The 26,113-nt window shown below is 65.4% G+C and carries 22 protein-coding genes and 1 pseudogene; 9 read left to right on the forward strand and 14 right to left on the reverse strand.

From position 1 onward, the window contains the following. Positions 1-28: 28 nt before the first annotated feature. Together IVA98_RS29675 and IVA98_RS29680 are read left to right on the forward strand one after the other, a co-directional pair. Positions 29-1,234 (forward strand): CaiB/BaiF CoA transferase family protein, encoded by a 1,206-nt coding sequence (locus IVA98_RS29675; protein ID WP_247307302.1) that lies wholly within the window; start codon positions 29-31, stop codon positions 1,232-1,234. Between the two features lie 159 nt (positions 1,235-1,393). Beyond that, on the forward strand, positions 1,394-2,041 hold the full coding sequence (locus IVA98_RS29680) for a glutathione S-transferase family protein (RefSeq protein WP_247307304.1): 648 nt from the start codon (positions 1,394-1,396) through the stop codon (positions 2,039-2,041). Positions 2,042-2,050: 9 nt separating this feature from the next. Here IVA98_RS29680 and IVA98_RS29685 read toward each other — a convergent pair whose 3' ends face one another. From IVA98_RS29685 to IVA98_RS29710, 6 genes are all read right to left on the reverse strand, one after another. Next, positions 2,051-2,215: a hypothetical protein gene (locus IVA98_RS29685; RefSeq protein ID WP_247307306.1), complete on the reverse strand. Its 165-nt coding sequence runs from the start codon at positions 2,213-2,215 to the stop codon at positions 2,051-2,053. A 17-nt stretch (positions 2,216-2,232) separates the two neighbouring features. Continuing rightward, complete coding sequence (locus IVA98_RS29690) at positions 2,233-3,774, reverse strand: hypothetical protein (RefSeq protein ID WP_247307309.1); 1,542 nt, start codon at positions 3,772-3,774, stop codon at positions 2,233-2,235. A gap of 92 nt (positions 3,775-3,866) precedes the next feature. Beyond that, positions 3,867-4,868, reverse strand: coding sequence for a hypothetical protein (locus tag IVA98_RS29695; protein WP_247332896.1), 1,002 nt, complete (start codon positions 4,866-4,868; stop codon positions 3,867-3,869). Between the two features lie 265 nt (positions 4,869-5,133). Then, the gene (locus tag IVA98_RS29700; RefSeq protein WP_247307312.1) at positions 5,134-5,631 is read right to left on the reverse strand and encodes a TPM domain-containing protein; all 498 of its coding nucleotides are present in this window, start codon (positions 5,629-5,631) and stop codon (positions 5,134-5,136) included. Between the two features lie 3 nt (positions 5,632-5,634). Further along, a complete protein-coding gene (locus tag IVA98_RS29705; RefSeq protein WP_247307314.1) occupies positions 5,635-6,552 on the reverse strand; it encodes a TPM domain-containing protein in 918 nt (305 codons plus the stop codon). A gap of 202 nt (positions 6,553-6,754) precedes the next feature. Beyond that, positions 6,755-7,363: a LemA family protein gene (locus tag IVA98_RS29710; RefSeq protein WP_247307317.1), complete on the reverse strand. Its 609-nt coding sequence runs from the start codon at positions 7,361-7,363 to the stop codon at positions 6,755-6,757. 142 nt (positions 7,364-7,505) lie between these two features. Here IVA98_RS29710 and IVA98_RS29715 point away from each other — a divergent pair, with 142 nt between their 5' ends. From IVA98_RS29715 to IVA98_RS29725, 3 genes are read left to right on the forward strand one after another with little or no spacing between them, the layout of a single operon-like run. After that, positions 7,506-8,357, forward strand: coding sequence for an enoyl-CoA hydratase (locus IVA98_RS29715; RefSeq protein ID WP_247307321.1), 852 nt, complete (start codon positions 7,506-7,508; stop codon positions 8,355-8,357). Between the two features lie 4 nt (positions 8,358-8,361). Beyond that, positions 8,362-9,510, forward strand: coding sequence for an acyl-CoA dehydrogenase family protein (locus IVA98_RS29720; protein WP_247307324.1), 1,149 nt, complete (start codon positions 8,362-8,364; stop codon positions 9,508-9,510). Positions 9,511-9,525: 15 nt separating this feature from the next. Next, entirely contained in the window at positions 9,526-10,722 is a 1,197-nt protein-coding gene (locus IVA98_RS29725) for an acyl-CoA dehydrogenase family protein (RefSeq protein WP_247307327.1), read from the forward strand. Between the two features lie 217 nt (positions 10,723-10,939). Here the strand turns inward: IVA98_RS29725 and IVA98_RS29730 are convergent, their stop codons facing one another. The 4 genes and pseudogenes from IVA98_RS29730 to IVA98_RS29745 all read right to left on the reverse strand — a co-directional run bounded on the left by IVA98_RS29730 (position 10,940) and on the right by IVA98_RS29745 (position 16,545). Then, entirely contained in the window at positions 10,940-13,261 is a 2,322-nt protein-coding gene (locus tag IVA98_RS29730; protein ID WP_247307330.1) for a xanthine dehydrogenase family protein molybdopterin-binding subunit, read from the reverse strand. A 126-nt stretch (positions 13,262-13,387) separates the two neighbouring features. Then, the gene (locus tag IVA98_RS29735; RefSeq protein WP_247307333.1) at positions 13,388-14,473 is read right to left on the reverse strand and encodes a S1C family serine protease; all 1,086 of its coding nucleotides are present in this window, start codon (positions 14,471-14,473) and stop codon (positions 13,388-13,390) included. Positions 14,474-14,642: 169 nt separating this feature from the next. Beyond that, positions 14,643-15,514, reverse strand: a pseudogene (locus IVA98_RS29740) (dihydrodipicolinate synthase family protein). A 65-nt stretch (positions 15,515-15,579) separates the two neighbouring features. Beyond that, entirely contained in the window at positions 15,580-16,545 is a 966-nt protein-coding gene (locus tag IVA98_RS29745; protein ID WP_247307335.1) for a VOC family protein, read from the reverse strand. Between the two features lie 184 nt (positions 16,546-16,729). On the opposite strand from IVA98_RS29745, the gene IVA98_RS29750 reads away from it, so the two are divergent. Together IVA98_RS29750 and IVA98_RS29755 are read left to right on the forward strand one after the other, a co-directional pair. Continuing rightward, a complete protein-coding gene (locus IVA98_RS29750; protein ID WP_247307338.1) occupies positions 16,730-17,596 on the forward strand; it encodes a S1C family serine protease in 867 nt (288 codons plus the stop codon). After that, the gene (locus IVA98_RS29755) at positions 17,593-17,964 is read left to right on the forward strand and encodes a response regulator transcription factor (RefSeq protein ID WP_247307342.1); all 372 of its coding nucleotides are present in this window, start codon (positions 17,593-17,595) and stop codon (positions 17,962-17,964) included. The genes IVA98_RS29750 and IVA98_RS29755 overlap by 4 nt, the downstream gene beginning before the upstream one ends. A gap of 10 nt (positions 17,965-17,974) precedes the next feature. On the opposite strand, the gene IVA98_RS29760 is transcribed toward IVA98_RS29755, so the two are convergent. The 4 genes from IVA98_RS29760 to IVA98_RS29775 form a co-directional block, all read right to left on the reverse strand. Further along, positions 17,975-19,051, reverse strand: a complete 1,077-nt coding sequence (locus tag IVA98_RS29760) for a sensor histidine kinase (RefSeq protein WP_247307344.1) — start codon at positions 19,049-19,051, stop codon at positions 17,975-17,977. Beyond that, positions 19,038-19,730: a winged helix-turn-helix domain-containing protein gene (locus tag IVA98_RS29765; protein WP_247307347.1), complete on the reverse strand. Its 693-nt coding sequence runs from the start codon at positions 19,728-19,730 to the stop codon at positions 19,038-19,040. Before IVA98_RS29765 ends, IVA98_RS29760 begins: the two co-directional genes overlap by 14 nt. 97 nt (positions 19,731-19,827) lie before the next feature. Then, complete coding sequence (locus tag IVA98_RS29770) at positions 19,828-20,334, reverse strand: hypothetical protein (RefSeq protein WP_247307349.1); 507 nt, start codon at positions 20,332-20,334, stop codon at positions 19,828-19,830. A 299-nt stretch (positions 20,335-20,633) separates the two neighbouring features. Beyond that, positions 20,634-22,970 (reverse strand): Tex family protein, encoded by a 2,337-nt coding sequence (locus IVA98_RS29775; RefSeq protein ID WP_247307351.1) that lies wholly within the window; start codon positions 22,968-22,970, stop codon positions 20,634-20,636. A 386-nt stretch (positions 22,971-23,356) separates the two neighbouring features. On the opposite strand from IVA98_RS29775, the gene atzD reads away from it, so the two are divergent. Next, on the forward strand, positions 23,357-24,469 hold the full coding sequence (gene atzD / locus IVA98_RS29780; RefSeq protein ID WP_247356069.1) for a cyanuric acid amidohydrolase: 1,113 nt from the start codon (positions 23,357-23,359) through the stop codon (positions 24,467-24,469). A 127-nt stretch (positions 24,470-24,596) separates the two neighbouring features. Continuing rightward, positions 24,597-26,066 carry an amidase gene (locus IVA98_RS29785; RefSeq protein ID WP_247307591.1) on the forward strand — a complete coding sequence of 490 codons (1,470 nt, stop codon included), beginning with the start codon at positions 24,597-24,599 and terminating at the stop codon, positions 26,064-26,066. Positions 26,067-26,113: the final 47 nt, after the last annotated feature.

Genomic DNA, 26,113 nt, shown 5'->3' on the forward strand with positions numbered 1-26,113 from the left:
ACGACAAGAGCGAGGGAGCAACGCCGCGATGGAAAAGGGCATCTTTGCCGGGCTGAAGGTTCTGGACTGCGCGAGCTTCATCGCAGCGCCCGCGGCCGCGACCGTGCTGTCGGATTTCGGCGCCGACGTCGTCAAGATCGAGCCGCCCGGCACTGGGGATCCCTACCGCAATCTGCCGAACCTTCCGGGCTATCCGACCGGTGAGCACAATTTCGCCTGGCTGCTGGAGGCGCGCAACAAGAAGAGCATCGCGCTCGACCTCTCCAAGCCGGAAGCGCAGGCCGTGCTCTATAAGCTGGTGGCGGAGGCCGACGTCTTCATCACCAATATGCCGCCGCCGGTGCGCGCCAAGCTCGGCATCACCTATGACCACCTCGCCCATCTCAACGACCGGCTGATCTACGCCTCCTTCACCGGCTATGGCGAGAAGGGCGAGGAAGCCAACAAGCCCGGCTTCGACAGCAATGCCTATTGGGCGCGCTCCGGCCTGATGGACCTCGTCCGCGCCGATACCGACACGACACCGGCCCGCTCCGTCGCCGGCATGGGCGACCATCCCTGCGCCATGGCCTTCTATGGCGCCATCGTCACCGCGCTGTATCAGCGCGAGAAGACCGGCAAGGGCTCGCATGTCGCTTCCAATCTGATGGCCAATGGCGTCTGGGCCGCGAGCGTGCTGGCGCAGGCGAAACTCTGCGGCGCCAAGTTCGGCGAGCGGCGCCCGCGCGAGCGCGCGCTGAACGCGGTGGCCAACCACTACCAGTGCAAGGACGGCCGCTGGCTGATCCTGTCCCTGCTCAACGAGGAGCGGCAGTGGCCGACGCTGGCGCGCTGCCTCGGGCGCGAGGACTTGATCGACGATCCGCGCTTCGTCACCAAGGCCGACCGCCACGCCCGCTCGGTCGAGCTGATCAAGATTCTGGACGACACCTTCGCCACCAAGGATCTCGCCGAATGGCGCAGGATCCTCGACGGCAATGGCCTCGTGTTCGGCGTCGTTGCCATTCTCGACGACATCCCCAACGACAAGCAAATGCTCGACAATGAGGTTCTGGTGCCGTTCGAGAACGACACCATGCTCACCATCAACAGCCCGATCTGGATCGACGGCGCCAGGAAGGTGCAGCCGCGCAAGCCGCCCGCTGTCGGCGAGCACAGTGACGAGATTTTGCGCAAGGCGGGATACGACGAGGCGGCGATCAAGCAGCTGCGGGGTTCGGGGGCGGTGGGTTAGGAGCCGCACTCGCACGGCATCGTCATCGCGAGCGCTGCGAAGCAATCCAGAATCCCCCCGCGGATGCATTGCTGGATTGTTTCGCTATGCTCGCAATGACGGCGCGAGACCGTCTCGGTATAATGATCGGCAGCGCATCCCGTCTGCCTGCGAGGTCCCATGCCCAGCTACCGCCTGCACTACTTCCCCGAATCCGGCAACAGCTACAAGCTGGCGCTGATGCTGACGCTTTGCGGCGAGAAATTCGAGCCGGTCTGGACCGATTTCGGCGGCGGCGTCACGCGCACCGCGGAATGGCGCAGGGCGGTGAACCCGATGGGTGAGATCCCCGTGCTCGAAATCAACGGCGTGAAGATGACGCAGACCGCGCCGCTCCTGCTCAAGCTTGCCGATCAGTACGGGCGCTTTGGCGCTGATACGGACGAGGAAAAATTCGAGCTGTTGCGCTGGCTGTTCTGGGACAACCACAAGCTCACCGGCTACATGGCGACCTATCGCTTCATGCGCGCCTTCACCGCCAAAAACGATCCGCAGGTGCTCAAGCATTTTCGCCGACGGCTCGAGGACTTCCTCGGCATCCTCGATGAACACCTCCAGCACAATGAATTCGCGATCGGCGCAAAGCCGACGGTCGCCGATATCTCGATGATGGCCTATCTGCATTATCCGAGTGACGAGCACGGCTTCGACTTCGCGGCGAGCCATCCGGCCATCCACGCCTGGCTCGGCCGCATGGCCGCACTGCCCGGCTGGAAGCCGGCCTATGAACTGCTGCCAGGAAAACGGATGACGAATTACGCCAAGTGAGGGCGCCGACTACCGCACGGCCAGCCAGCCGAGCGTAAACAGGATCCCGCCGATGATGACCACCATCGCGACCGCCCAGGTGCTAACGCGGATGCTGCCGGTGACCTGCTTGGCTTCCTCGTTGTGCGCAATCTCGCGATTGCGCTCCTTGTTGGCTTCGCTCGGATCCGTCATGGGTCATCCAAATCGGTTTAGCGCGTCTTGATGAAGCACATGCCGATGCGGCGCGAGGCCGCAGCAGCCTGACAGGTAAGGCCTTTAGCACAGCTCCATGACGTAAAACTCTTGTCCGTCGTTCCCGATCCCGCATTTTGCAGGGAACAATGCGCGCCCCAGCCGTCCTGATATTCGGTCCCGGCCAGTTCGTGGCCACCGCGGGTCTGTGGCCGGCTGGCAAATCCGCGTGAGAAATCGGGACGTTTGCCCGCGGCGAATGCGGTCAGGATGTCGCGGCGGCGGAGCTGGTCGCCGAAGAAATGCGGCGAGGCCGGCACGTTGGCGGAGTTGGAGGACTTGTCCGCAAGCCAATCCACGCCCGGGAAATGGAAGCCTCCGATGCCGCGGGTCTGGTGGCAGCCGGCACAAGTGACGTCGTTGAGACGGCGCTGAAAGCCCGCGGCCGAGCGGACGTTCTGCAGCTCGATGCCGCGCGCGGCAGCCTGGTTCAAGGCACCGACCACATCGTCATCGCCGAAAACGGGAACGTCGCTGCCCTCCCCTTTTCCTTCTCCTTGCATCATGCCGAACTCTGGCTGCAACACCGAGGCATCGAGCCCGGCAGGTGTCGGCACCACCGCAGATGTCGCCAGGAATTTTTCCGGGATCAGCACCGTGCCGCGATCGAACTCGCGCAGGTTTTCGGGCGCGAGCAGCCAATCCCTGAACTCGCGCCGAAGCGCATCGTCGGCAAGGATTCGGTCGCGGTCGATTTGGTTCTCCAGCGTCGCTTCCTCGAACGTTTTCCTCGCAGCGTCGTACTTGAACACCTTGAGCAGATAGTCGGAGCGAAAATCGTGCAGCGCCGATTTCGGCGCGATGGAGACCTGGATGTTAGTCTCGATGCGGTCGAGCATGGCAGGCGAGGAGCGACTGCCGATCAACTCCTGCCAGTCGCCATTGTCGAGCCAGCGGCGCGCGATCTCGGCGCAGGTGACGCGATTGTTCCCGTCCGTCTGGCGCGCGTCGCGCGCCTTCATCACCAGATTGAGCGTCATCGGCAGGCGCGTTGCGGTGTTGCCGCCCTCCGGCCTGCTCTCGTAACGCGCGAGACGGTAGATCAGCCGGATCTCGCCGCAGGACTCTTCCGAGACATAGGCGCGGTCCATACGGTTGACGATGCCGGCCAGCACGAAACGCGTGTCGGGCGATTTCAGATTGGCTCGGTCGAACAATTGCACGTCAAAGCCCTCGCCGACGCCGATGGTCTCGCCCGGGTATGTCGCCTTGTACCGAGCGATGTAGCGGTCCAATTCCGCATCGATCGCCGGCGGAATCGCTTTGAGCTGCGGCAACGACGAGAACAGCAGGTCCGTCGTGAGCGGAACGTCGGCGTTCCGTTCCGGCTTTAGCAGGCTCACGATCGTGAGAGCATCGCTCTGATCGAGCCGGCGCAACAGATCAGGATCGGTGATCGCCGTGCCGCGCGTCAATTGCGCGCTCTCCGCCGCGGAAAGCGAGACGACACCGCCAAAGAATGCGGCGGCGGCAACGACAATTCGCAAGGCGCGGCTCATGCCCCAAGTAACACCGCGCCGACCAGCCTATTCAAGCAAAAAGGCGTCTCACGCGGTGGTGAAGCGCCTTTTCGAAGGCCGGATATGAGGGCTCAACGCGCGACGATCAGGCCCTTGCTGGTGACGACCACCCAGCGGCCGTCCTGGCGGCGGATCGCATCGACGCGGCCGACGCCGGGGATGGGATCGCCGGGATATACCTCGTAGAGGCCGTCGCGGCCTTCGATCAGCGCGCCGCCATTGGCTGCGTTGCGCAGCCTCCAGCCTTCGATCGTCGGCAGGCGGCCGACCTCGGTCTTGGGCGCGGCGGGTGCCGGCGCAGCTGCGGCGGTCGCAACCTGGGCCGGCGCGATCGAGCCGGTGGTCTCCTTGGCGGGCGCGGCAGCTGCGGCCTGCGCAAGGGCCGCTGGCGGCGCGGCGCGGAGTTTGTCGACGGTCTCCGACAGTTTTGCGATCTTGGCCAACGGCTCGGCCTGCGCCTTCTCGAGCTTGTCGAGGCGGTCGTTGGTCCGGTTGAACTGACTGACGTCGGTCTTGGAGGAGCGCTCGACATTGGCCTTCAGCGCGACGAGGTCGGCATCGATCCGAGCGACGGAAGCGTCCAGCGCGCTGGTATCGGCGACCTGTACCGGCGCCGGGGCCGGGCCGGCAAAGTGCATCATCCCGGCGGTCGCGAGCGCGCCGCTGATCGCGCCGACGCAAGCAGCGATCGCCACCACCGCAGCCATCGCCGACAGGCGGCGCTTGCCGCCGGTTTCGCGCGGCTCCTCCGCCTTCACATGCGGGGCAAAGTCCTCGCGATCCCAGGAGCGTTCCGAAGGTGCCATTACAATCAGCTTGCCGGGCTCGGGCTTGGGTTCAGTCCTGGACTCAGCTTTGGACTGAGCCTTGGGTTCAGTCTTGGATTCGAACTTCGGCACCTCGATCCTTGATGCCTCGATTTTTGGCGGCTCGATCTTGACCGGGTCGGCTTTGGGCGGCGCCTCGTGGTCAGGGGCGATCGAGGGGGCGTCGATCCCGGCGGCCTCGACGGTCTGCGACGCGGTCGCTGCGGCTTCGACGGCGCCATGATCCAGGGCGGCCTGCTCGGGCATTGGTTCGCTCACGGCTCAAATACTCCAGTCTAGGTTGACCTTTTGGTAACTTTCATTGCTTGCGAAATCCTTACCTCGGGACCCGCTTACCGAAGTTTTAGGAACTCGTCCGAGGCCGAATTTGGCCGGGAAAGTGGAACCGGCGTGGCGGCGTGCAACAAATTGTCAGCGGAGGCGGCATTGGGGCGCATTGCGCCCGTAGGATTCATTCGCGAGGCAGGGCGCCTCTCCGACGTGGTCCTGGCCTTGGCCAAGACCAGCGAGATCACATCACCACGGGCGCATCCGGCAGCTCGTTCGAATGCGGTCTTTGCGGCGGGAAATGCCGCGCCAGCTCGCGCGACACGGCCTCAATGCCCGCGATCACGCCGCGTTCGAACTGGCCCGCCCTGAACTCGGTCTCCATCGCGCGGCAGATGCTCTCCCAGCGCTCGGCTCCAACCCTCGCGTCGATGCCGCGGTCGGCGACGATCTCGACGTCGCGGTCGGCGAGCAGGAGGTAGATGAGAACGCCGTTGTTGTGCTCGGTGTCCCAGATGCGCAGATGCGAGAACATGTCGAGCGCGCGCGCGCGCGCCGGCTGGTTGCGGAACAGCGGCGCACCATCGAGCGCGCCTTCAACGACGAAGCGGACCTGGCCGGAATGGGTGGCTTCGCCCCGCTTGATCGCCTGCTCGATGCGGTCGAGCACGGCCTGCGGAAAAATCCGCTTCGCCCGCCAATGATGCTGCACGAGGTGCCTGGTGATGCGCTTGATGCTCATGACCTACCAACTCCCCGAGGCGCCGCCGCCGCCAAAACTGCCCCCGCCGCCGCTGAAGCTATCATCGCTGCTCGACGATCCGCTGCTCCAACCGCCTCCCGATGAGCCGCTCGACCATGAGCCGCCGCGCGAGCGGCCCGTGCCTGGCGTTGCCGCCGAAAACAGATCGGCGATAAACCCGATGATAAAGCCGAGTACGCCGACCGCCGCGGCGAGCGCGGCAGAGCCGAGGATGAGCCAAGTCACCGCGGCAATGATGCCGCCGGTCACCAATGATCCGAGCAGCCGCCCCAGCATCGCGCGGAAGACCCCGCCGATGCCTATGGAAGCGAATAGCGCCACGGCAAATGCCGGCACGAGATCGTCCAGATTGTGGGCGAAGTTGACGCTGCGCGAGGGTGACGGCAACGGCTCGCCATCGATGACCCGCATCATGCGATCGACACCATCCGAGATGCCACCGCTGAAATTGCCGGTCCTGAATTTCGGCGTGATGACTTCATCGATGATCCGCCTCGAAGTGACGTCGGTGAGCACGCCTTCGAGGCCATAGCCGACCTCGATGCGCAAATGCCGGTCGTTCTTGGCGACGATGAGGATGGCGCCGTCGTCAACCTTCTTGCGTCCGATCTTCCAGGCCTCGGCAACGCGGATCGAGAACTGCTCGATCGTCTCCGGCTGTGTGGTCGGCACGATCAGGACGGCGAGCTGGCTGCCCTTCCGATTCTCGAAGTCGCGCAGCTTTTGCGACAGCGTAGCGATCTCGGCGCTCGAGAGCGTGCCGGTCTGGTCAACCACGCGGCCGGTCAGTTGGGGGATGGCGATGTCTGCGTGGGCGGGGAGCGCGAAGGCGAAAAGAAGTGCGACGGCGAGAACAAACGACGAGAAGACCGAAAGGGCCCACCACACCCTCGCTGTCATCGCCCGGCTTGCCGTCTTCGCTGACGCTTCGCCGGCCCAATACCGAGGTGCCCGGCGAAGCCCTTGGCGGAGCCGGGACCGGGCGATCCAGTATTCCAGAGACGCAGGCGAGATACGGAGAGGCCGCGGCGTACTGGATTCCCCGCTTTCGCGGGGAATGAGAGCGGTGATTGAGACTTGGCGCATTCGCGAAACGACGCGCCTACTTCGACGGCGCCGGCGCCGGGTTGAAGTCCACCTTCGGCGCGGTCGAGATCTCTTTCTCGTTCTCGACCGAGAAATTCGGCTTCTCCTTGTAGCCGAATGCCATCGCGGTGAGGTTGGTCGGGAACGATCGGACCGTGACGTTGTACTCCTGCACGGCCTTGATGTAGCGGTTTCGCGCCACAGTGATGCGGTTCTCGGTGCCTTCGAGCTGCGACATCAGATCCTTGAACAGGGCATCCGATTTGAGCTGCGGATAATTCTCGGTGACGACGAGGAGCCGCGACAGCGCGCTGGAGAGCTCGCTTTGGGCGGCCTGGAATTTCTGGAAGGCTGCGGGATCGTTCAGCACCTCCGGCGTTGCCTGGACGCTGCCAACCTTGGCGCGCGCATTGGTGACGCCGAGCAGCACGTCCTTTTCCTGCTGGGCAAACCCCTTCACCGAATTGACCAGATTGGGGACGAGATCGGCGCGGCGCTGATACTGGTTCACGACTTCGGACCAATTGGCCTTGATCTGCTGGTCCTCGCTCTGGATCGCGTTGTAGCCGCAATTGGCCAAGCTCAGCGAGGCCAGCGCTGCCAGCACGGTCAGGATCTTGCGCATCAAATTTCTCCCGGTGGAATCTGGCGCAAGCTACCAGATTGGGCGCGTGAGAAAAGCAGCCGACTGACGCAAGCCTCTTGCCTATCCCTGGACGACATAGTCAACTCGGATAAAACAAGAACGGAAACGGCAAGGGAAAGCGATGAGCTCGTTCGAGACCATCCTCGTGGAGCGGCCGGAGCCGCCGATTGCCCGGATCGTGATGAACCGGCCCGACGCGCGCAACGCGCAAAACCTGCAAATGACCTATGACCTCAACGCCGCCTTCGATGCGGCCGTGCAGGACGACGCGGTCAAGGTGATCATCCTGGCCGGCAACGGTCCGCACTTTTCGTCCGGGCATGATCTGCGTCCCGGGGCTAAAAATGCCGCGGGCGTCGATTTTCCGCCGATCGGAAATTGGGGTGGCTTTGCCGAGCCCAATGCTCACGGCCGCTTCGCGCGCGAGCAGGAGATCTATCTCCAGATCACGCGGCGCTGGCGCAACCTCGCCAAGCCGACCATCGCCGAAGTGCACGGCAAGTGCATCGCCGGCGGGCTGATGCTGGCCTGGGCCTGCGACCTCATTATCGCCAGCGACGATGCGCAGTTCTGCGACCCTGTCGTCACCATGGGCGTCTGCGGCGTCGAATGGTTCGTCCATCCCTGGGAGCTCGGCCCACGCAAGGCCAAGGAGTTCCTGTTCACCGCCGATAGCTGGAGCGCCCAGGAGGCGCATCAGCTCGGTATGATCAATCAGGTCGTCCCACGCGCGGAGCTGTCAGCAAGCGTGCTGGCGTTGGCGCGCCGGATCGCGACGAAACCGTCCTTCGCGCTGAAGCTAACCAAGGAGGCCGTCAACCGCTCGGTGGACGTGATGGGCCAGCCTGCCGCGATCGACCAGGCCTTTGCACTGCATCAGCTCTGCCATGCCCACAATCTCCAGGAGTACGGCATGATCGTCGATCCCTCCGGCCTGCATCCCTCGGTGCGCAAGCCGCCGGCGGCGGAGTAGGCACATGGACCTCAATCTCAGTGACGAGCAGCGCCTGCTGCGCGAGAGCGCGGAACGCTTCGTAGCCGAAAGCTACGATGCCGCTCACCGCCGCACGATGGCAAGCGATCCGCTCGGCTTCAGCCCGGCCATCTGGAGGCAGTTCGCCGAGCTCGGCTGGCTGGCGTTGCCGCTTCCCGAAGAGTTCGGTGGGCTCGGCGGCGGGGCGGTCGATGTCGGCATCCTGATGGAAGCCTTAGGCCGCGGGCTGGTGTCGGAGCCCTATGTCGCAACCGTGGTGCTGGGGGCCGCGCTGATCGCTAGATGCGGCACCACGGCGCAAAAGCAGGCGAGCCTGCCCAAGGTCGGGGACGGATCACTGAAGCTCACCTTGGCACATTCCGAGCGCGCGGCGCGGTTCGATCTCGCCAAGGTCGCAACCAGCGCCAACAAGACGTCGCAGGGCTGGCATCTGGCCGGCAAAAAGATCGCGGTGCTCGACGGGCATGCTGCCGACGAGATCATCGTCTCCGCACTCATGCATGACCATCACGGACCTTCGGAACGGATCGGCCTGTTCGTGGTGCCGGCGACGGCACCGGGCCTCACAATCGCCGACTACGCTCGCCTCGGCGGCGGACGCGCCTGCAACATCGAGCTGTCGGACGTGCAGCTTCCCGAAGGCGCCCTGCTTGGCGACGGCAGCGATGCTCTGCCCGCGATCGAATGGGCCGTCGACCGCGCCATGGCTGCGCTAGGTGCGGAAGCCGTCGGCATCATGCAGACGCTGCTCGACACCACGCTCGAATACACCAAGATCCGAAAGCAGTTCGGCCGTCCGCTCTCGGCCAACCAGGTGATCCGCCACCGCCTGGCCGACATGGCGATGCAGGTCGACGAGGCGCGCTCGATGGCGCTGCGCGCCGCACTGAAAGCCGACGCCGAACCCGTTGAGCGCGCGCGGGCTGCGTCGGGTGCGAAGGCCAAGATCGGCAAGTGTGCGCGCTTCGTCGGCGAGCAATCGATCCAGCTCCATGGTGGCATGGGCGTCACCGAGGAGCTCGAGGTCGGCGCCTATTTCAAGCGGCTGGTCGCCTTCGACACGCTGTTCGGCGGCAGCGCGCACCACTATGCCCGCCACGCCCAGCTTGGCCGTACCAAACTGCCGGCCTGATACGAGGAGCGCTTCATGGACCTGTCGTTCAATGCCGAGGAGCGCGCCTTCCAGGACGAGGTGCGCGGCTTCATTGCGAAAAACCTCACCGAGGAGATGAAGCGCGCAACCGCGCTGACGCCCTCGGTGTTCTCCGATCCTGACATCGGCAAGGCCTGGCAGCGCGCGCTGCACCGGCAGGGCTGGGGCGCGCCGGGCTGGCCGGTCGAATATGGCGGGCCGGACTGGACCCCGGCGCAGCGCTGGATCTTCGAGACCGAATGCGCACGCGCCGGCGTGCCGAACGTCAATGTGATGGGCGTGAAGATGGTCGGCCCCGTCATCATCGGCTTCGGCAGCCCCGAGCAGAAGAATTTTTATCTGCCGCGTATTCTCTCAGGTGACGATTATTGGTGTCAGGGCTATTCCGAGCCAGGCTCGGGCTCCGATCTGTCGTCGCTGAAGACGCGCGCGGTGCGCGACGGCGACGACTACATCATCAACGGCACGAAAATCTGGACCACGCATGCCCACCACGCCAACCGCATGTTCGCACTGGTGCGCACCAGCGACGGGCCGCGGCAGCAGGACGGCATCAGCTTCATCCTGATGGACATGAACACGCCTGGTATCACCACGCGCCCGATCCTCACCATCGGCGGCGACCACGAGGTCAACCAGGTGTTCTTCGACGACGTGCGCGTGCCCGTCGCCAACCGCGTCGGCGAGGAAGGCAAGGGCTGGACCTATGGCAAATATCTGCTCGAGTTCGAGCGCGGCTCCGGCATCGCCTCGGCGAAGCTGCGCGAGGGATTGAGGGCGATCGCGGATCTTGCCGGGTCCGACCTCACGGGCCGCGCGATCGACAGTCCTGACATCGCAACGCGCATCTCCGAGGTCGAGGTCGACATCGACGCGCTTGAAATGACCGAGCTGCGCGTGCTCTCGGCGCTGCAGACCGGACAAAATCCCGGCGCGGTGTCGTCGATCCTGAAGCTGCGCAACAGCGAAATCCGGCAAGCCGTGACGCGATTAGGGGCCGACGTGATCGGTCACGACGCCCTCGCGGTGGAGCCGATGCGGCCGCTCTACAGGCTCAACCACGAGCCGCCGGTCCCGGAGGAGATGCTGACGGTGATCCCGGAATATCTCAACGGGCGAGCATATACGATCTTCGGCGGCACCTCGGAGATCCAGCGCGACATCATCGCGAAGATGATGCTGGGGATTTGAATCTGGCTTCGTAGCCCAGATGGAGCCCCTTGCTCCGTGTGTCGTCCCCGCGGAGGCGGGGATCCATAACCACAGCGAGAGGTGGTTACGGGGACTCGGAGTTACCAGCTTCCCACCAAACCACTCTCTGTGGTTATGGATCCCGGGTTCGCGCTTTGCGCGCCCCGGGATGACGAGCTGAGCTTGACGCAGCAGCTAACGCAACAACGCGCCAGGCCTACCCCGCCTTCGCGTCCCGGATCGCCTGCCAGATCTTCTGCGGCGTCAGCGGCGTATTGAGCTGGGTGATGCCGAGCTCGGCCAGCGCGTCCATCACGCCATTGGTGACGCAGGGCGGGCCACCGATGGCGCCGGACTCGCCGCAGCCCTTGGCCCCGAGCGGATTGGTGCGGCAGGGCGCGGAATCGTCGAGCGTCACCACAATCGGCGGAACGTCGTCGGCGCGCGGGATGCAGTAATCCTGGTAGCTCGCGGTGAGGAGCTGACCGTCGGCATCGTAGGACACGCCCTCATACAACGCCTGACCGATGCCTTGCACAACGCCGCCATGGATCTGCCCGGTGACCAGCATCGGGTTCACGGCAACGCCGACGTCGTCGACGGTGGTGTAGCGCACGACGCGGGAAACGCCGGTCTCGGGATCGATCTCGACCTCGCAGATATGGGTGCCGTTCGGCCAGCTCGGCCCATCCACCTCGCCTTCGGAATTGACGCTGAGCTTGGCGCCGGTCTCCTTCTCGGCGAGATCGAACAGGCTGATGCGGCGGTCGGTGCCGACCACGGTGAGCATGCCGCCCTGATATTCGATGTCCTCGATCGAGGTCTCCAGCACGTTCGCGGCCTTCTCGCGCGCCTTCTGGATGAGGTCGTTGGAGGAGACGGCCACGGCGGTGCCGCCGACGAACAGCGAACGGGAGCCGACGCTGCCAAAGCCCATGGCGAGATCAGTGTCGCCTTGGACGACGTCGATCTTGTCCATGGGAATGCCGAGGGTGTCGGAGATCATCTGGGTGTAGGTGGTCTGCAAGCCCTGCCCCATCGCCATGGTGCCGGAATGCAGGACGACGCGGCCTTGCGAGGTCGCGTGCAGGCTGACCTTCTCGGTATGGGCGCGGCCGCCGGTCCATTCGATGTAGGAGGTGAGACCGCGGCCATAGAGCAGGCCCTTCTTCCTGGCCGCCTTCTTGCGCGCGGCAAAGCCGTCCCAGTCGGCGAGCTTCACGGCGCGGTCGAGCATGTGCGCGAAGGCGCCGGAGTCATAAACCTGGCCCGCGGCATTCGTATAAGGCAGCTGCGCCGGCTTGATGTAGTTGGCCTTGCGGATCGCGCGCGGATCCATGCCGATCTTTCGCGCAGCCGCGTCGAACAGGCGCTCGACGATGAAGACGGCTTCGGGACGGCCCGCACCGCGATAGGCACCGACCGGGGCGGTGTGGGTCATCACCGACTTCACCTCGAAATGCACCAGCGGCAGATCGTAGACGCCGGTCTGCACGAACGGCCCGAGCACCAGCGGGATGATATTGGCCGCACCCGAGGAATAAGCGCCGGTGCAGCCGATCGACTTGACGCGATAGGCCAGCACCTTGCCCTTTTCATCCAGCGCGAAGGAAGCGGTCGAGGTGAGATCGCGGCCATGGGTGCCGCCGACGAACTCGTCGGTGCGGTCGCCGCGCCAGCGGATCTTCTTGTTCAGCTTGGTCGCGGCATAGGCGACGATGCCGTCCTCGGGATAGAGGTTGGTCTTCTGGCCGAAGCCGCCGCCGATGTCGCCGACCAGCACCCGCACGCTGTCCTTGGGACGCTTGAGCACGGCCTCCGCCAGCACGTCACGAGTCGAGGCCGGTGTCTGCGACTGCACGTGCAGCAGGAGCCGTCCCGTCTTCTTGTCGATTTCGGCGATGGTCGAGCGCGGCTCCATTGCGGATGGAACGAGGCGTTGGCTGACGAGATCGAGCTCGACCGTGTGCGCCGCTTTGGCAAAGGCCTCGTCCACCTTGGCTGCATCGCCATAGCTCATCGCGCCGACGATGTTATCGGGCGCGTCCGGCCACACCACGGGCGCACCGGGCTTTACGGCCTCCACCGGGTCGACCACCGCAGGCAGCACGTCGTATTCGACCACGATCGCTTCGGCCGCGCTCTGCGCCTCCACGCGCGAGGCGGCCACGACGGCGGCGACCGCTTCGCCGGCGTAGCGCACGACTTCATGGGCCAGCAGCCGGCGCGGCGGCACCGTCATCGGCTTGCCGTCGGGACGCTTGAAGATGTTCAGCGTCGGAATGCTGCCGATGTCGTCCTTGACGAGGTCGGCGCCGGTATAGATCGCGGTGACGCCAGGCATCGACGCCGCGGCGCTGGTGTCGATCGAGACGATCTTCGCGTGCGCATGCGGCGAGCGCAGCACGTGCAACCACAGCGCGCCGTCCGCCGGTTTGTCGTCAATGAATTGCCCCTTCCCGGTGAGCAGCCGCTGATCTTCCAAACGCTTGACGGGCTGGCCCGCTCCGAAACGCAAATTGCCGGGAAGAATGTTCATTCCGTTATGTCCTTGAAATCCGGAAAACGACCGCGGCGGTTTTAGCCGATTTTGCAGTCGATACAACCGAGCCGCAGCACATCAGCATTGCGTGCCACGCCTCCATTGGCCGCGCAGATTGCGACGTCAGGAACGCTCGATGTCGATGATGCCCACATTCACGTCGCGGGTGTCCGAGCCCCGCTTGACAGTGAGGCGAATGGTCTTCCCGGCGCCGGCCTGCTCCAGCGCATCGGTCAAGTCGGAGAGGCGCCGCACCGGCTTGCCTTCCACCGCGGTGATGATGTCTCCGACCGCGCCAGTCGAAAAGTTGACCCCGCGAATCCCCGCCCGCTCCGCAGGGCTGCCGGGGGCGGTCCGCACCACGATCACCCCTTGGGCGCCAAGCCGCGTGGAAACATCCTCACTGGCGGCCACGATGCCGATACCGGGCGTCGGCACGCGACCGTTGCGGATGAGTTCGGGGACAATCCGGTTCACGACATCGACCGGCACCGCAAAGCCGATGCCGGCGTTCGAGCCGGACGGCGATATGATCGCCGTTGTGACGCCAATCAGGCGGCCTGCGGAATCCAGCAGCGGCCCGCCTGAATTGCCTGGGTTGATCGCGGCATCAGTCTGGATGACGTTGGCAATCTCCCGGCCGCCATGGGTCGGAAGCCTGCGCTTGAGAGCACTGATGATGCCGCTGGTCATGGATTGATCCAGCCCGAAGGGATTGCCAATCGCAAAGGCGGATTGCCCGACCTTCAGATCGTTCGAACTGCCGAGAGCCACCGGCGGAGGGAGTTCGCGCACACTCCGGATTCGCAGGACCGCAAGATCGTAGTTGGGAGCGGTACCGACCAGGTCGACCTGGGCCACCTCTCCGGACGCAAAGCGCACGGCGATCTCGCCGCCATTGGCCACGACGTGATTGTTCGTCACCAGGTGCCCCTCGGCGTCCCAAACGAATCCCGTGCCGGAAGCGCCGCCCTGGCCCTCCTCACCCATGAGAGGACTGGCCGCCGATTTCACCGCTACCTGGACAACCGAAGGCGATACGCGCTCGAAGATGTCGATCGTGGCCTTTTCGGCCTCCGACAGCGGCCCGCGCTGCTCGACGGCTCGCGCGGCGGGCGTGGTCCACGGCGCATGCTGGATTTTCGCGGCAGTGACCACGAGTAGCAGAGCGGCCAGAGCTGCCGCGGCAATTCCGTAGCGACGATTCATGGGTGATCACCGCGGTATACTGAAGACAATGCTCAGATGCTCATCCTAAGGTGGCGGATCTCGCTCACGCAGCAACGTCGCAAGCGCCTGGAAGTTTCCTGATCGAAGCAGATAGGGAATAGTTCGGCTTGCGGCAGCACCTGGGGGCATATTGCCGCGTGACAATCGGCTATGCCAGCTCCCGCAACGCCGCTTCCACCATCCTGCGCTGCTCGGCCGTCAGCGCGGCCTGCGGCGGGACAGGGTCGCTGACGTCGTAGCCCTGGATCGAAAGCCCCGCCTTGATGCAGGCGGCGAGATTAAAGCGGGCAAAGGCCTCGTTGATGCGCCACAGCCGGCGCTGAAGCTTCATGGCCTCCTCCCAGCGACCAGCCTTGCAGAGCTCGTACAGCGCAACGCTCTGGCGCGGGATGATGCAGGCCGGACCTGCCATCCAACCGAGACCGCCGATCAGCATCACCGCGACCGGGATATGGGCGGAGGCCGAGAACACCCGCAAGGCATCGCCGCAGCGGTTCATGATCGAGAGCAGCCGGCCGGTGTTGGTCGAGGCGTCCTTTAGCCGATGCGCGGATGCTCGGCGAGGCGCGCGATGACATCGAGGGTGAGGTCGGAGCGTTGGAATTGCGGATTGGTGTAGATGACGACGGGAATGTCCACGGCATCGGCGATGGCGCGGAAGTAGGATTCGACCTGGGCATCGGCGAGCGAGAAATAGGCCTCCAAAATCGCCAGGATGCCGTCGGCACCGAGCTTCTGGTACGCTTTCGCCTGCGCCAGCGCGTCCGCGATCGAGGTTGAAGCGACGCCCGCGACCACCGGCACGCGGCCCTTGGCCGCCTCGATCGTGGTCTGCACGATCGCCATGCGCTGCGCGGCATTGAGATAGGCGAACTCGCCGGTCGAGCCGAGCGGCGTCAGACCGTGCACGCCGGCGGCGATTAGATCGTCGCAGAGCTTGCCGAGGACTTCGGTGCGCACCGTGCCGTCGGCATCGACGGGCGAGACGAGATAGGGAAAGACACCGTGGAATTCGGACATATCGGGCGTGGACCCCGGTCGATTGGTTTGCGCCTGAGGCGTATTACCAACGCCTGCGCCGGCGATCAAACCCTGAGAAGGCGCACCCGCGTGCCCCAGGGATCGACGGCCTCCAGGCCGCCCGCAAGCGCCCTGACCCGTGCGCCAACCTTGCGCAGGCGCTCCTCCTGGGCTGCGAGGATGTCCTGCTTCTCGGTCACCAGCGAGAACCAGGCAAGACCCGTCATTTGATCGTCGCGCTGGCCGGCACCCTGGCTCTGCCAGACATTCATGCCGAGGTGATGATGATAGCGGCCCGAGGAGAGGAACGCGGCACCGCTGCGGCGGCGGGTCGGGTCGAGGCCGATGCTGGCGTGATAGAAGCTCTCGGCCTGCGCGAGATCGCTGACGCGCAGATGCATGTGGCCGATGCGCAATCCTTCCGGCGCGCCGGCATAGTCGGCCACGCGCGTATTGGTCAGCGACAGCAAGTCGGGGATGTTGAGCTCGTCGGTTGCCATCTTCACGCCGCCCTCGCTCCACTGCCATTGCGAGGGATCGCGGTCGGCATAGACCTCGATGCCGTTGCCTTCGGGGTCGTCGAGATAGACGGATTCGCTGACAAGGTGATCGGCAAATCCCGACAGCGGCACGCGGTGAGCGGCGGCATGCACCAGCCAGCGCGCGAGATCCTTGCGCGTCGGCATCAGGAAGGCGGTGTGATAGAGGCCGGCGGCGTTGCGCGGCTCGATTGCGGCATCGGGACGGGCTTCCAGCACCAGCAGCGCGACGCCGGCCGTGCCGAGCTTCGCGCCAGTCGCCGAGCGCTCCATCACGGTGAGCCCGATCACGTCGCGGTAGTAATCGGCGAGCTTGTCGAGGTTCTTCACCCGGAGCGTCACCATGCCGACCCGCATCGGCGTGCGGCTGGCATAAGTCGGCCCGCCGCCCTGCGCATTGTCCTCGGCGCGCGCCGCGGCAGCGGCCGCCATTGCGAGAGAGGCCGCGCCGGCGAGCTGAAGCAGAGTGCGGCGGGTGAGATCCATGCTCATTCAGTCAGGGCTCGCGGAAATGGTTGAGGCCGTACAGCGCAATGTCGGGCCGATTGCTACACGTTTCCGTGAGCGGGTCCCAATCACATGTTCGTCGGCCGGCGCTGACGCTGCCCTGGCCACGCGGCCAGTTTCCGGACCGCCTGCGATATCCCAGATTGAGGACAGCTTACAGGAGCCTGCCATGACCGACCCAACTCCTCTGTCTTCACTGTCGTCCGCGCTCGCGGACATGGTGGCGCGCACCGCACCGTCCGTCGTCTCCGTCTACTCGCACCGCTCCCGCGCGAGCGGCTTCGTGTGGAAGCCGGGCCTGATCGTCACGGCCGACGAGGCCCTCGCCGACGAGGGCGCGGTCGAGATCGGCCTTCCCGACGGCAACCGAGTGGCCGCCGCTATCGCCGGCCGCGACCATACGACCGATATCGCGCTGCTGCGCACTGAGGCCGCGATTGCCCCGGTCAAGCTGACCACATCAGTCCCTGCGCTAGGCACGCTGTCGATCGTTGTCGCAACCAACCGCGATGCGCCGAGTGCGGCGCTCGGGATGGTATCGGCGTCCGGCAAGAGCTGGCGCTCCTTACGCGGCGGCGACATCGATGCGCGGATCGAGCTCGACGTCCGCCTGCGCGGTAGCCAGCAGGGCGGACTTGCGCTCGATGCGTCGGGTGAAGCCTTCGGCATGGCCGTGCTCGGACCGCGGCGGGTGCTGGTGATCCCGACGGCGACGATCGCGCGCGTCGCGCCGCAGCTCGAGGCGCGCGGCCGCATCGCGCGCGGTTATCTCGGCGTAGGGCTGCAGCCGGTGCGGCTCGACGACGGTATCGGTGCGATGGTGATGAATGTCGACAGGACCGGACCTTCGGCCGCGGCCGGCATCCGGCAAGGCGACGTGATCGTGGCGGTCAACGACCAGAAACTGTCCGGCGTGCGCGCGCTGTCGCGGACGCTGGGACCTTCCAGCGTCGGCGCGGTGGTCGAGGTCGCGGTTCGCCGCGGCGGCGAGCCGGTCAGCTTCAAGGTCACGGTCGGCGAGAGGCCGGAGGCGTGAGCGAGGACAACGCGCCGGAGATCGTGCTGGCCCTAGAGATCGACGACCCAGCCCTCGCCGATCGCCTGGCCAAGCTGCTCGGCAACGTCGCCGGACTTCGCCTCGTCGCGCCTGGCGAAGACGCCGCGGCGACGATTGTTGCCCGCGATCCGCGCATCATGCCCGGCGACATCGCGCTGACCCAGCGCGAGCTCGACGTGCTGGCGCTGATGGCCGAGGGCGCCTCCAACAAGATGATCGCGCGCCAGCTCGGCATCTCCGTGCACACCGTGAAATTCCATGTCGGCTCGCTGCTCGACAAGCTGGATGCCACCGGCCGCACCGACGCGGTCGCGCATGCGGCGCGCCGCGGCGTGATCGATCTGTGACACCACCGCTTCACGTCGCTGATGCCGCCTTGAAGCTGAGCTGGACGGTGAGGCCCGGCGCATTGTCATGCAGCGCGATCTCGGCGCCATGGAGGCGCGCGACTGCGGCGACGAGACTGAGGCCGAGGCCATTGCCCGGCGTATAGCGGCTCTGCTCGAGCCGGTAGAAGCGCTTGAACACGTAATCGCGTTCCTCCGCGGGAATGCCCGGGCCGTCGTCGGCGATCGCGATCACCGCGCCGCCATCGGCGCTACGGCAGGTGACGGTCACCTGCCCGCCTTTGCGGCCGTGCTTGATCGCGTTGTCGACGAGATTGGCGATGGCATCGAACAAGAGGTCGCGGTCGCCGGTCACCGGCACCTCGCGATCGCTGGCGAGACTGAGCTTTGTGGCGACCTGCTCGGCGGCGGCGTCGTAGAGCTCGACGACCTCGCCGGCGATCTCGGCGAGGTCGAGCCCGCGGAAGGCGCCGGTGCGGGCCCGGGTCTCGATCTCCGATATCCGGGTGATGGAAGCGAACATGCCGAGCACGGCGTCGAGATCGGCGATGGTGTCGCCGATCAGCGCCGCATCCGCCTCGCTGTTGCGCGGGGTGTGATAGGCCTTTTCCAGCCGTCCGCGCATGCGCGTCAGCGGGGTGCGCAGATCGTGGGCGACGTTGTCGCTGACCTGTTTGACCTCCCCCATCAGCGTCTCGATGCGGTCGAGCATTTGGTTGAGGTTTTCCGCGACGCGGTCCCATTCGTCGTTGCTGCCGCGCAAGGGAATGCGCTGGTCGAGGCCGGCGAGCATGATGGCGCGGCTGGTGGCGTTGATTTGCTCGATCCGCCCGACCGTGCGCCGCGTCACCAGCACGGCCGCGAGCCCGGCGAGCACCAGCAGCAGCACGGCGACCGCAGCGATCGCGAGCTCGATCATCTGCGCGAAGGCATCGTGATCGCCGGTCTCGCCGAGCCGGCTCTTCACATAGGCGAGCGTGCCGAAATAGACGTAAGCCATGATCGCTGCGACGATCAGCCCGAACGCCGCGATCGCGATCAGCGCCAGGCGGAAGGTCGAGGAGCGGAGCGTCTTAGCCAGGAGCACGGAGGCAATATCCGATGCCGCGGATGGTGTGGATCAGCGGATAGGCCTGGGCATCGTCGACCTTGCGGCGAACGCGCCCGACATAGACGTCGATGATGTTGGTGGAGGGGTCGAAATGCAGGTCCCAGACGTGCTGGAGCAGCATGGCGCGGGAGACGACGCGGCCCTCGTTACGAACGAGATATTCGAGCAGCTGAAATTCGCGCGGTAGCAGCGGGATCTTACGGCCGCGGCGACTGGCGCTGCGTGCGATCATGTCGATGGCGAGATCCCCGACCCGCAGCAGCGTTTCCTTGGCGATGGTTTCGCTGCGGCGGCCAAGCGCCTCCAAGCGTGCGAGTAGCTCGACGAACGAGAACGGCTTGACGAGATAATCGTCGCCGCCGGCGCGCAGGCCGCGCACGCGATCATCCACCTCGCCAAGCGCGGAAATGATCAGGAACGGCGCAGCGATGCCGTCGTCGCGCAATTGGCGCATCACCGTGATGCCGTCGATATCGGGCAGCATGCGGTCGATAGTGATCACGGCATAGTCGCGGGCGCCGCCCTGGTGAAGCGCTTCGCGTCCCGTGCCGGCGAGATCGACCTCGTAGCCGGAGGTCGTCAGTTCCTCGACGAGCTGGCCTGCGGTCTCCGGATCGTCCTCGACGACCAGGATGCGGCGGTGACCTCCGGTCATGACGAACTCCGCGCGACGATCGCCACCAGACTATCCCGTTCCGGGGCTGAGCGGAACTGCCCGGTGGCGACCGCGACAATGGTGCGGTCCGGCGATGCTAGTACCAATAGTCTCCGCACACATTGACCCATCGCCAGCCATAGGGCGTCCAGCTCCTGCGCCAGCAGCCGTCATAGTAACTGGCATAGATGAAAGGCGCGCCAAAGAAGGCGAAGCGGTGGAAGCGATGATGATGGCGGAAGAAGAAAGCATGCCGGCCAATGAAGGGCCTGCCGTGCCAGCCCGTGCCGGCAAACCGCGGGCCGAAGGCGGTGCGGGTCGCGAATGGCGCACCGGCAAAGCGCGGCCCGATGGCGGCGCGGGCGGCCATTGGTGAACCGGCGAAGCGCGCGCCACCGAAATGAGCGCCGCCCATGCCGCCCACTCGCATGCCCCCGCCACCCATGCCGCCACCACCGACATGCATGCCGCCGCCCCCGAAGTGGCCACCGCCGCCAAACCCGCCATGTCCGCCACCGCCGGCGCGGGCAAGAACGGGCGATGCGACCGCCAGCGTTGCGGCAACTGCCGCTGCGGCGAGGCCTGTGAGAAGCCTGTGTTTCATCGGAAAATCCTCCTTACAGTGCGGTGGTCACACAGCCGCACTCGGAGGTTCAGAAGAGGAGAACGCGCCGTCTCCTTCAACTTACAAATGCGCCAGATTCTGACGCGCGTGTTAGGGAGGCGGCCCACCGCTCTCTCCTCGTCAATTGCAAGCAGCTCTTGCGACGAAGCAAATCCAGACTGTCCAGTGGAGGCAGTCTGGATTGCCTCGCTACTATCCTCGCAATGACGAGGCGATAGAACTCGCTATCCGTGGAGCAGATCACCTCTCCCCGCAAAAGGGCGAGGAGAAGTTGAGACTCACACCCGCTTGCCGCCGTTCTTCTCGGCTGCACGCCGCAACGCCTCCGCAAGCGCGCCGCCGCCGGAGGATTCCTGCTTGCGCGGCGCCGACGAGGTCATGCGCGCGCTGTTGCGCGAATTGTTGTCGCGCTGCATGCCGGGCGCGTCCTTCTTGGCGCCGACCTCGTCATCCAGCCGCAGCGTCAGCGAGATGCGCTTGCGCGCGACCTCGAAGTCCAGCACCTTCACTTTGACGATGTCGCCGGGCTTCACCACCTCGCGCGGATCCTTGATGTAGGTCTTGGACATCGCCGAGATGTGCACGAGGCCATCCTGGTGCACGCCGATGTCGACGAAGGCTCCGAAGGCGGCGACGTTGGTCACGGTGCCCTCGAGGATCATGCCCTTCTTGAGATCCTTGATCTCCTCGACGCCTTCCTTGAACACCGCGGCCTTGAACGCCGGGCGCGGGTCGCGGCCGGGCTTTTCGAGCTCGCGCAGAATGTCGGTGACGGTCGGCAGACCGAAAGTCTCGTCGACGAAATCCTTCGGCTTCAGCGTGCGCACGATCTCGCTGCTGCCGATCAGCGCCTTGATGTCGCTCTTGGTCGCCGCGAGAATCCGGCGCACCACCGGATAAGCTTCCGGATGCACGCCAGAGGCGTCGAGCGGATCCTCGCCGCCGACGATGCGCAGAAAGCCCGCACACTGCTCGAATGCCTTCGGCCCGAGCCGCGGCACGTCCTTGAGCGCCTTGCGCGATTTGAACGGGCCGTTGGCGTCACGGTGCGCCACGATGCTCTGCGCAAGGCCTGTGCCGACGCCCGACACGCGGGCCAGCAGCGGTGCGGAGGCAGTGTTGACGTCGACGCCGACGGCGTTCACGCAATCTTCGACCACGGCATCGAGCGATTTGGCGAGCTTGGCCTGGCCGAGGTCGTGTTGATACTGCCCGACACCGATCGCCTTGGGCTCGATCTTGACCAGCTCGGCGAGCGGGTCCTGGAGCCGCCGCGCGATCGAGACCGCGCCCCGCAGCGTGACGTCGAGGCCCGGCAGCTCTTCCGAGGCGAAGGCGGAGGCCGAATAGACCGACGCGCCCGCTTCGGACACCACGATTTTGGTCATCTTCAGTTCGGGCAGGCCTTTGACGAGGTCGGCCGCGAGCTTGTCGGTCTCGCGCGAGGCGGTGCCGTTGCCGATCGCGATCAGCTCGACGCGATGCTTCAGCGCGAGCCTGCCGAGGGTCGCCAGCGACTCGTTCCATTGCCGCTGCGGCTCGTGCGGATAGATTGCGGTGGTGTCGACCACCTTGCCGGTCGCATCGACCACCGCGACCTTGACGCCGGTGCGGTAGCCGGGATCGAGCCCCATGGTGACGCGGGTGCCGGCGGGCGCGGCGAGCAGGAGGTCGCGCAGGTTCGAGGCGAACACGCGAACGGCCTCGGTCTCGGCCGAATTCCACAACCGCATGCGCAGGTCGATGTTGAGATGCACCTGGATCTTGGTGCGCCAAGCCCAGCGGACGGTGTCGATCAGCCAGCGGTCGCCGGGGCGCTTGAGGTCGGCGATGCCGAACCGCTTCATGATCTTCAGCTCATAGGCGCTCGGCACGCCCGGCGGCGGCGCCTCGGCCTCGGCCTGGATCTGGAGGTCGAGGATCTCTTCCTTTTCGCCGCGGAACATCGCCAGGATGCGGTGCGACGGCAGCTTCGTCAGCGGCTCGGAGAAATCGAAATAATCGGCGAACTTCTCCCCCTCAGTCTTCTTGCCGTTGCGCACCTTGGAGGCCATGCGCGCATTGGTCCACATCTCCTCGCGCAGAGCGCCGATCAGATCGGCGTCCTCGTCGAAACGTTCGACCAGGATGGCGCGGGCGCCGTCGAGCGCGGCAGCGGCATCGGCAACGCCCTTCTCGGCGTTGACAAAGGCCTCGGCCACGACCTTGGGATCATTGCCAGGCTCTGCCATCAGCTGATCGGCGAGCGGCTCGAGGCCGGCTTCCTTGGCGATCTCGGCCTTGGTGCGGCGCTTCGGCTTGAACGGCAAATAGATGTCTTCGAGACGCGCCTTGCTGTCGGCGGCAAGAATGCTGGCTTCGAGAGCCGCGTCGAGCTTACCCTGCTCGCGGACCGATTCGAGGATGGCCTTGCGGCGGTCTTCAAGTTCACGCAGGTAAACCAGGCGCTCCTCCAGGGTGCGCAATTGCGCGTCGTCGAGCGCACCGGTCGCTTCCTTGCGGTAGCGGGCGATGAAGGGAACCGTGGCGCCGCCGTCGAGCAGCGTCACCGCTGCCTCGACCTGCTCGGCACGAACCCCAAGCTCCTGCGCAATTTTCTGGTTGATATTTGCCACGCGAGAATTCCTCTATCCTAGCACGCGACACGGCGGCGAAGCACCGGCCACGGGACGCCGCTTATGAACCAACCGGGGTTGATTCATCAAGGTGCAGCGGACGGCCGTCGACAGAGGATTTTTTGTTGAACCGATGCGATCTCGCCACATTCGTGGAGATGGCGAAGACGGCGCACAAATTCCGCTGTCGTCCTGCCGGAGACCAGGACCCACGGCGAATCTGTCGATCACGGCCGGAAGCAATACCGAACGACGAATCTTCGCCAAATTGCTCCCTGGGGGTAATGGGTCCTGGCTTTCGCCAGGACGACGACGGGGATTGACAGGCGCCCGGCTTGGACGACTGTTTTGTCTGCCGGACCACCGAACCCCCAAAGAGAAGTGCAATGCAGACGACATCGGTCGACGCCATCAGGATCGCCACCAAGGGCCCCGGCGACGTGTCCGGCCTCATCAGTATGATCAGCTCAGGCGCGATCGATCCAAGCGAGATCCTCGCAATCCTCGGCAAGACCGAGGGCAATGGCGGCGTCAACGATTTCACGCGGGAATATGCTGTGGCCGCGTTGTGCGCGGCGCTTGCGCCGCGGCTCGGCCTGCCTCCAGAGCAGGTCGAGCAGCGCATCGCGTTCGTGATGTCGGGCGGCACCGAAGGCGTGCTCAGCCCACATATCACGGTGTTTACGCGGCGCGACGTCGAGGGGCGGCCGGCGGGCATGTCCGGCAAGCGCCTGAGCATCGGCATGGCACACACCCGTGATTTCCTCCCCGAGGAGCTCGGCCACTCGGCACAGATTACCGAGACGGCGAAAGCCGTCAAGGCGGCGATGGCGGATGCCGGCATCACTGACTCTGCCGACGTTCATTTCGTGCAGATCAAGTGTCCACTGCTCACCAGCGATCGCGTCGAAGCGGCCAACGCTCGCGGCAACAAGACGGCGACGGCCAGCGCCTATGGCTCGACGGCCTATTCGCGCGGCGCCTCCGCGCTCGGTGTCGCGGTCGCGCTCGGCGAGATCGCGCCTGACGTCCGCGACGAGGACGTGCTGCGGCGCGATGATCTGTTCTCGTCCGTTGCCTCCACTTCGGCCGGAATCGAGTTGATGCACAACGTCGTCATCGTGCTCGGCAACTCCTTGTCTTCAGCAAGCGCGTTCGAGATCGGGCATGCCGTAATGACCGACGCGATCGATGCCCCGGCGGTGGTGTCGGCGCTGAACAGCGTCGGGCTCGGCGTGGCGCCGCAGGCAAAGACGGGTCGCGAGCTGGTCAACATCTTCGCCAAAGCCGAGGCTTCGCCGAACGGCAGCGTGCGCGGCTTTCGCCACACCATGCTGGAAGACACCGACATCAGCGCCACCCGCCACGCCCGCGCTGCGGTTGGCGGCCTGATTGCGGGACTCGCCGGCACCGGCGCCATCTACGTCTCCGGCGGGGCCGAGCATCAGGGACCGCCGGGCGGCGGGCCGGTTGCAGTGATCGCGCGACTGTCGGATTGAGACGATCGGCAGCTCTGCGCCTCCACCTCTCCGCCCCATGCAACCCTGCCCCCCGCGCCGGCTCAGTTGATTCACGAAGGTCCTTGCGAAAGGAAAGATGGCGCCGCATCAAGAGGATTTTGCCGACATGACTTTGCCGATGAGCTGGAATGAATGGGCGCAGCACGACGGCGTGGCGCTGGCCGCGCGCGTCCGCAACGGCGAGCTGACGGCGAAGGAACTGGCGCGGCAGGCCGCGGCGGGCGTCGCCAAGGTCAATCCGGCGCTGTCGGGCGTGGTCGAGCTGTTCGAGGACCTGATCGCCGATCCCGCCAAGGACGGCGCCAACCTCTCCGGCCCGTTCGCAGGCCTGCCTTTCCTGATGAAGGATTTGGGACCGACCATGAAGGGCCGCCTCCAGGAGATGGGTTCGCTCCTGATGCGCGGCAATCGCGCAGCCGCCGACACCTTCCTGACCGGCAAATTCCGCCAGGCTGGCCTCAACCTGATCGGACGTACCACGACGCCGGAATTCGGCGTCTGCAGCTCGGCCGACAATCCCGCCGTCTATGTCACGCGCAATCCCTGGAATACCGACTACACCACTTGCGGATCGTCGGCCGGCAGCGCCGCGATGGTCGCGGCCGGCGTGGTGCCGATCGCGCATGCAACCGACGGCGGCGGCTCGATCCGCATTCCCGCCGGCGTCAACGGCAATATCGGGCTCAAAGTGTCGCGTGGCGTGTTCTCGCTCGCACCGCACATGTCCGATCTCACCGGCCTCGTCTCGATCCAGGGCTGCCAGTCGCGCAGCGTGCGCGACACTGCCGCCTTTGTCGATCATGCAAGGGGACCTGCCCCCGGCGAGTTCATGCCGTTCTGGACCACGGCGCAGCCCTATTCCGAGATGATCAAGCGCGATCCCGGCAAGCTCCGCATCGCGCTATCGCACACCTGGGGCGATTACACTGCAACGTCGCACATCGCCACCGAGCTGGAGAAGACCGGCCGCTTCCTCGAAGGGCTCGGCCATCACGTCGATTATGCGCTGCCCGAACTCGATTTCCGCGCTGCGTTCGCGGCGCAGACCACCTGCTACATCTCGAACTTTGCGGTGGTGATCTCCAACATGCTCGCCGCGCGCGGGCTGGAGAAGCCGCCGGAAGATCTGATCGAGCCCATGAACATCCGCATCTGGGAAGCCGGCCGACACACAAGCTTCGCCGAGCGCGCGAAGATGCAAGGCGTCTTCAACACGACCTCCCGCGGCTTCGGCGCTTTCTTCGAGCAGTGGGACGTGATCCTGACGCCGGTCACCGCGCTGCCGACGCCGAAGGTCGGCACCAAGGAATATCTCACGATCTCCGACAATCCCGACGTGCTCGACTGGTTCGGCAATCTCTGGCGCAATTTCGCCTTCACGCCGCTCGCCAATCTCTGCGGCATCCCGGCGATCTCGCTGCCAATGGCGACCCACGAGCACGGCCTGCCGCTCGGCATCCAGGCCATCGCCAAGCAGGCCAATGACGGGCTCTTGCTGCAACTCGCCGCCCAGATCGAGCGCGCGCTCGACGGCAAGTGGAACGGCGGCAAGAAGCCGAAGGTGCATGTGGGCTGAAGGATCGGCGATCGCATTGAGATGCGATCGCCGATGTTGGAGCACTC

It is taken from the genome of Bradyrhizobium sp. 160, from assembly GCF_023073735.1.
Taxonomy (GTDB): domain Bacteria; phylum Pseudomonadota; class Alphaproteobacteria; order Rhizobiales; family Xanthobacteraceae; genus Bradyrhizobium.

What these genes read in the sequence shown, in the direction of transcription:
- IVA98_RS29675 (WP_247307302.1), top strand. Translation starts at nt 29, where the DNA reads ATGGAAAAGGGCATCTTTGCCGGGCTGAAGGTTCTGGACTGCGCGAGC.
- IVA98_RS29765 (WP_247307347.1), bottom strand. Translation starts at nt 19,730, where the DNA reads ATGACCGGAGGTCACCGCCGCATCCTGGTCGTCGAGGACGATCCGGAG.
- IVA98_RS29745 (WP_247307335.1), bottom strand. Translation starts at nt 16,545, where the DNA reads ATGAGCATGGATCTCACCCGCCGCACTCTGCTTCAGCTCGCCGGCGCG.
- IVA98_RS29680 (WP_247307304.1), top strand. Translation starts at nt 1,394, where the DNA reads ATGCCCAGCTACCGCCTGCACTACTTCCCCGAATCCGGCAACAGCTAC.
- IVA98_RS29715 (WP_247307321.1), top strand. Translation starts at nt 7,506, where the DNA reads ATGAGCTCGTTCGAGACCATCCTCGTGGAGCGGCCGGAGCCGCCGATT.
- IVA98_RS29695 (WP_247332896.1), bottom strand. Translation starts at nt 4,868, where the DNA reads ATGCCCGAGCAGGCCGCCCTGGATCATGGCGCCGTCGAAGCCGCAGCG.
- IVA98_RS29705 (WP_247307314.1), bottom strand. Translation starts at nt 6,552, where the DNA reads ATGACAGCGAGGGTGTGGTGGGCCCTTTCGGTCTTCTCGTCGTTTGTT.
- IVA98_RS29685 (WP_247307306.1), bottom strand. Translation starts at nt 2,215, where the DNA reads ATGACGGATCCGAGCGAAGCCAACAAGGAGCGCAATCGCGAGATTGCG.
- IVA98_RS29750 (WP_247307338.1), top strand. Translation starts at nt 16,730, where the DNA reads ATGACCGACCCAACTCCTCTGTCTTCACTGTCGTCCGCGCTCGCGGAC.
- IVA98_RS29785 (WP_247307591.1), top strand. Translation starts at nt 24,597, where the DNA reads ATGACTTTGCCGATGAGCTGGAATGAATGGGCGCAGCACGACGGCGTG.
- atzD (WP_247356069.1), top strand. Translation starts at nt 23,357, where the DNA reads ATGCAGACGACATCGGTCGACGCCATCAGGATCGCCACCAAGGGCCCC.
- IVA98_RS29725 (WP_247307327.1), top strand. Translation starts at nt 9,526, where the DNA reads ATGGACCTGTCGTTCAATGCCGAGGAGCGCGCCTTCCAGGACGAGGTG.
- IVA98_RS29730 (WP_247307330.1), bottom strand. Translation starts at nt 13,261, where the DNA reads ATGAACATTCTTCCCGGCAATTTGCGTTTCGGAGCGGGCCAGCCCGTC.
- IVA98_RS29690 (WP_247307309.1), bottom strand. Translation starts at nt 3,774, where the DNA reads ATGAGCCGCGCCTTGCGAATTGTCGTTGCCGCCGCCGCATTCTTTGGC.
- IVA98_RS29720 (WP_247307324.1), top strand. Translation starts at nt 8,362, where the DNA reads ATGGACCTCAATCTCAGTGACGAGCAGCGCCTGCTGCGCGAGAGCGCG.
- IVA98_RS29700 (WP_247307312.1), bottom strand. Translation starts at nt 5,631, where the DNA reads ATGAGCATCAAGCGCATCACCAGGCACCTCGTGCAGCATCATTGGCGG.
- IVA98_RS29770 (WP_247307349.1), bottom strand. Translation starts at nt 20,334, where the DNA reads ATGAAACACAGGCTTCTCACAGGCCTCGCCGCAGCGGCAGTTGCCGCA.
- IVA98_RS29710 (WP_247307317.1), bottom strand. Translation starts at nt 7,363, where the DNA reads ATGCGCAAGATCCTGACCGTGCTGGCAGCGCTGGCCTCGCTGAGCTTG.
- IVA98_RS29735 (WP_247307333.1), bottom strand. Translation starts at nt 14,473, where the DNA reads ATGAATCGTCGCTACGGAATTGCCGCGGCAGCTCTGGCCGCTCTGCTA.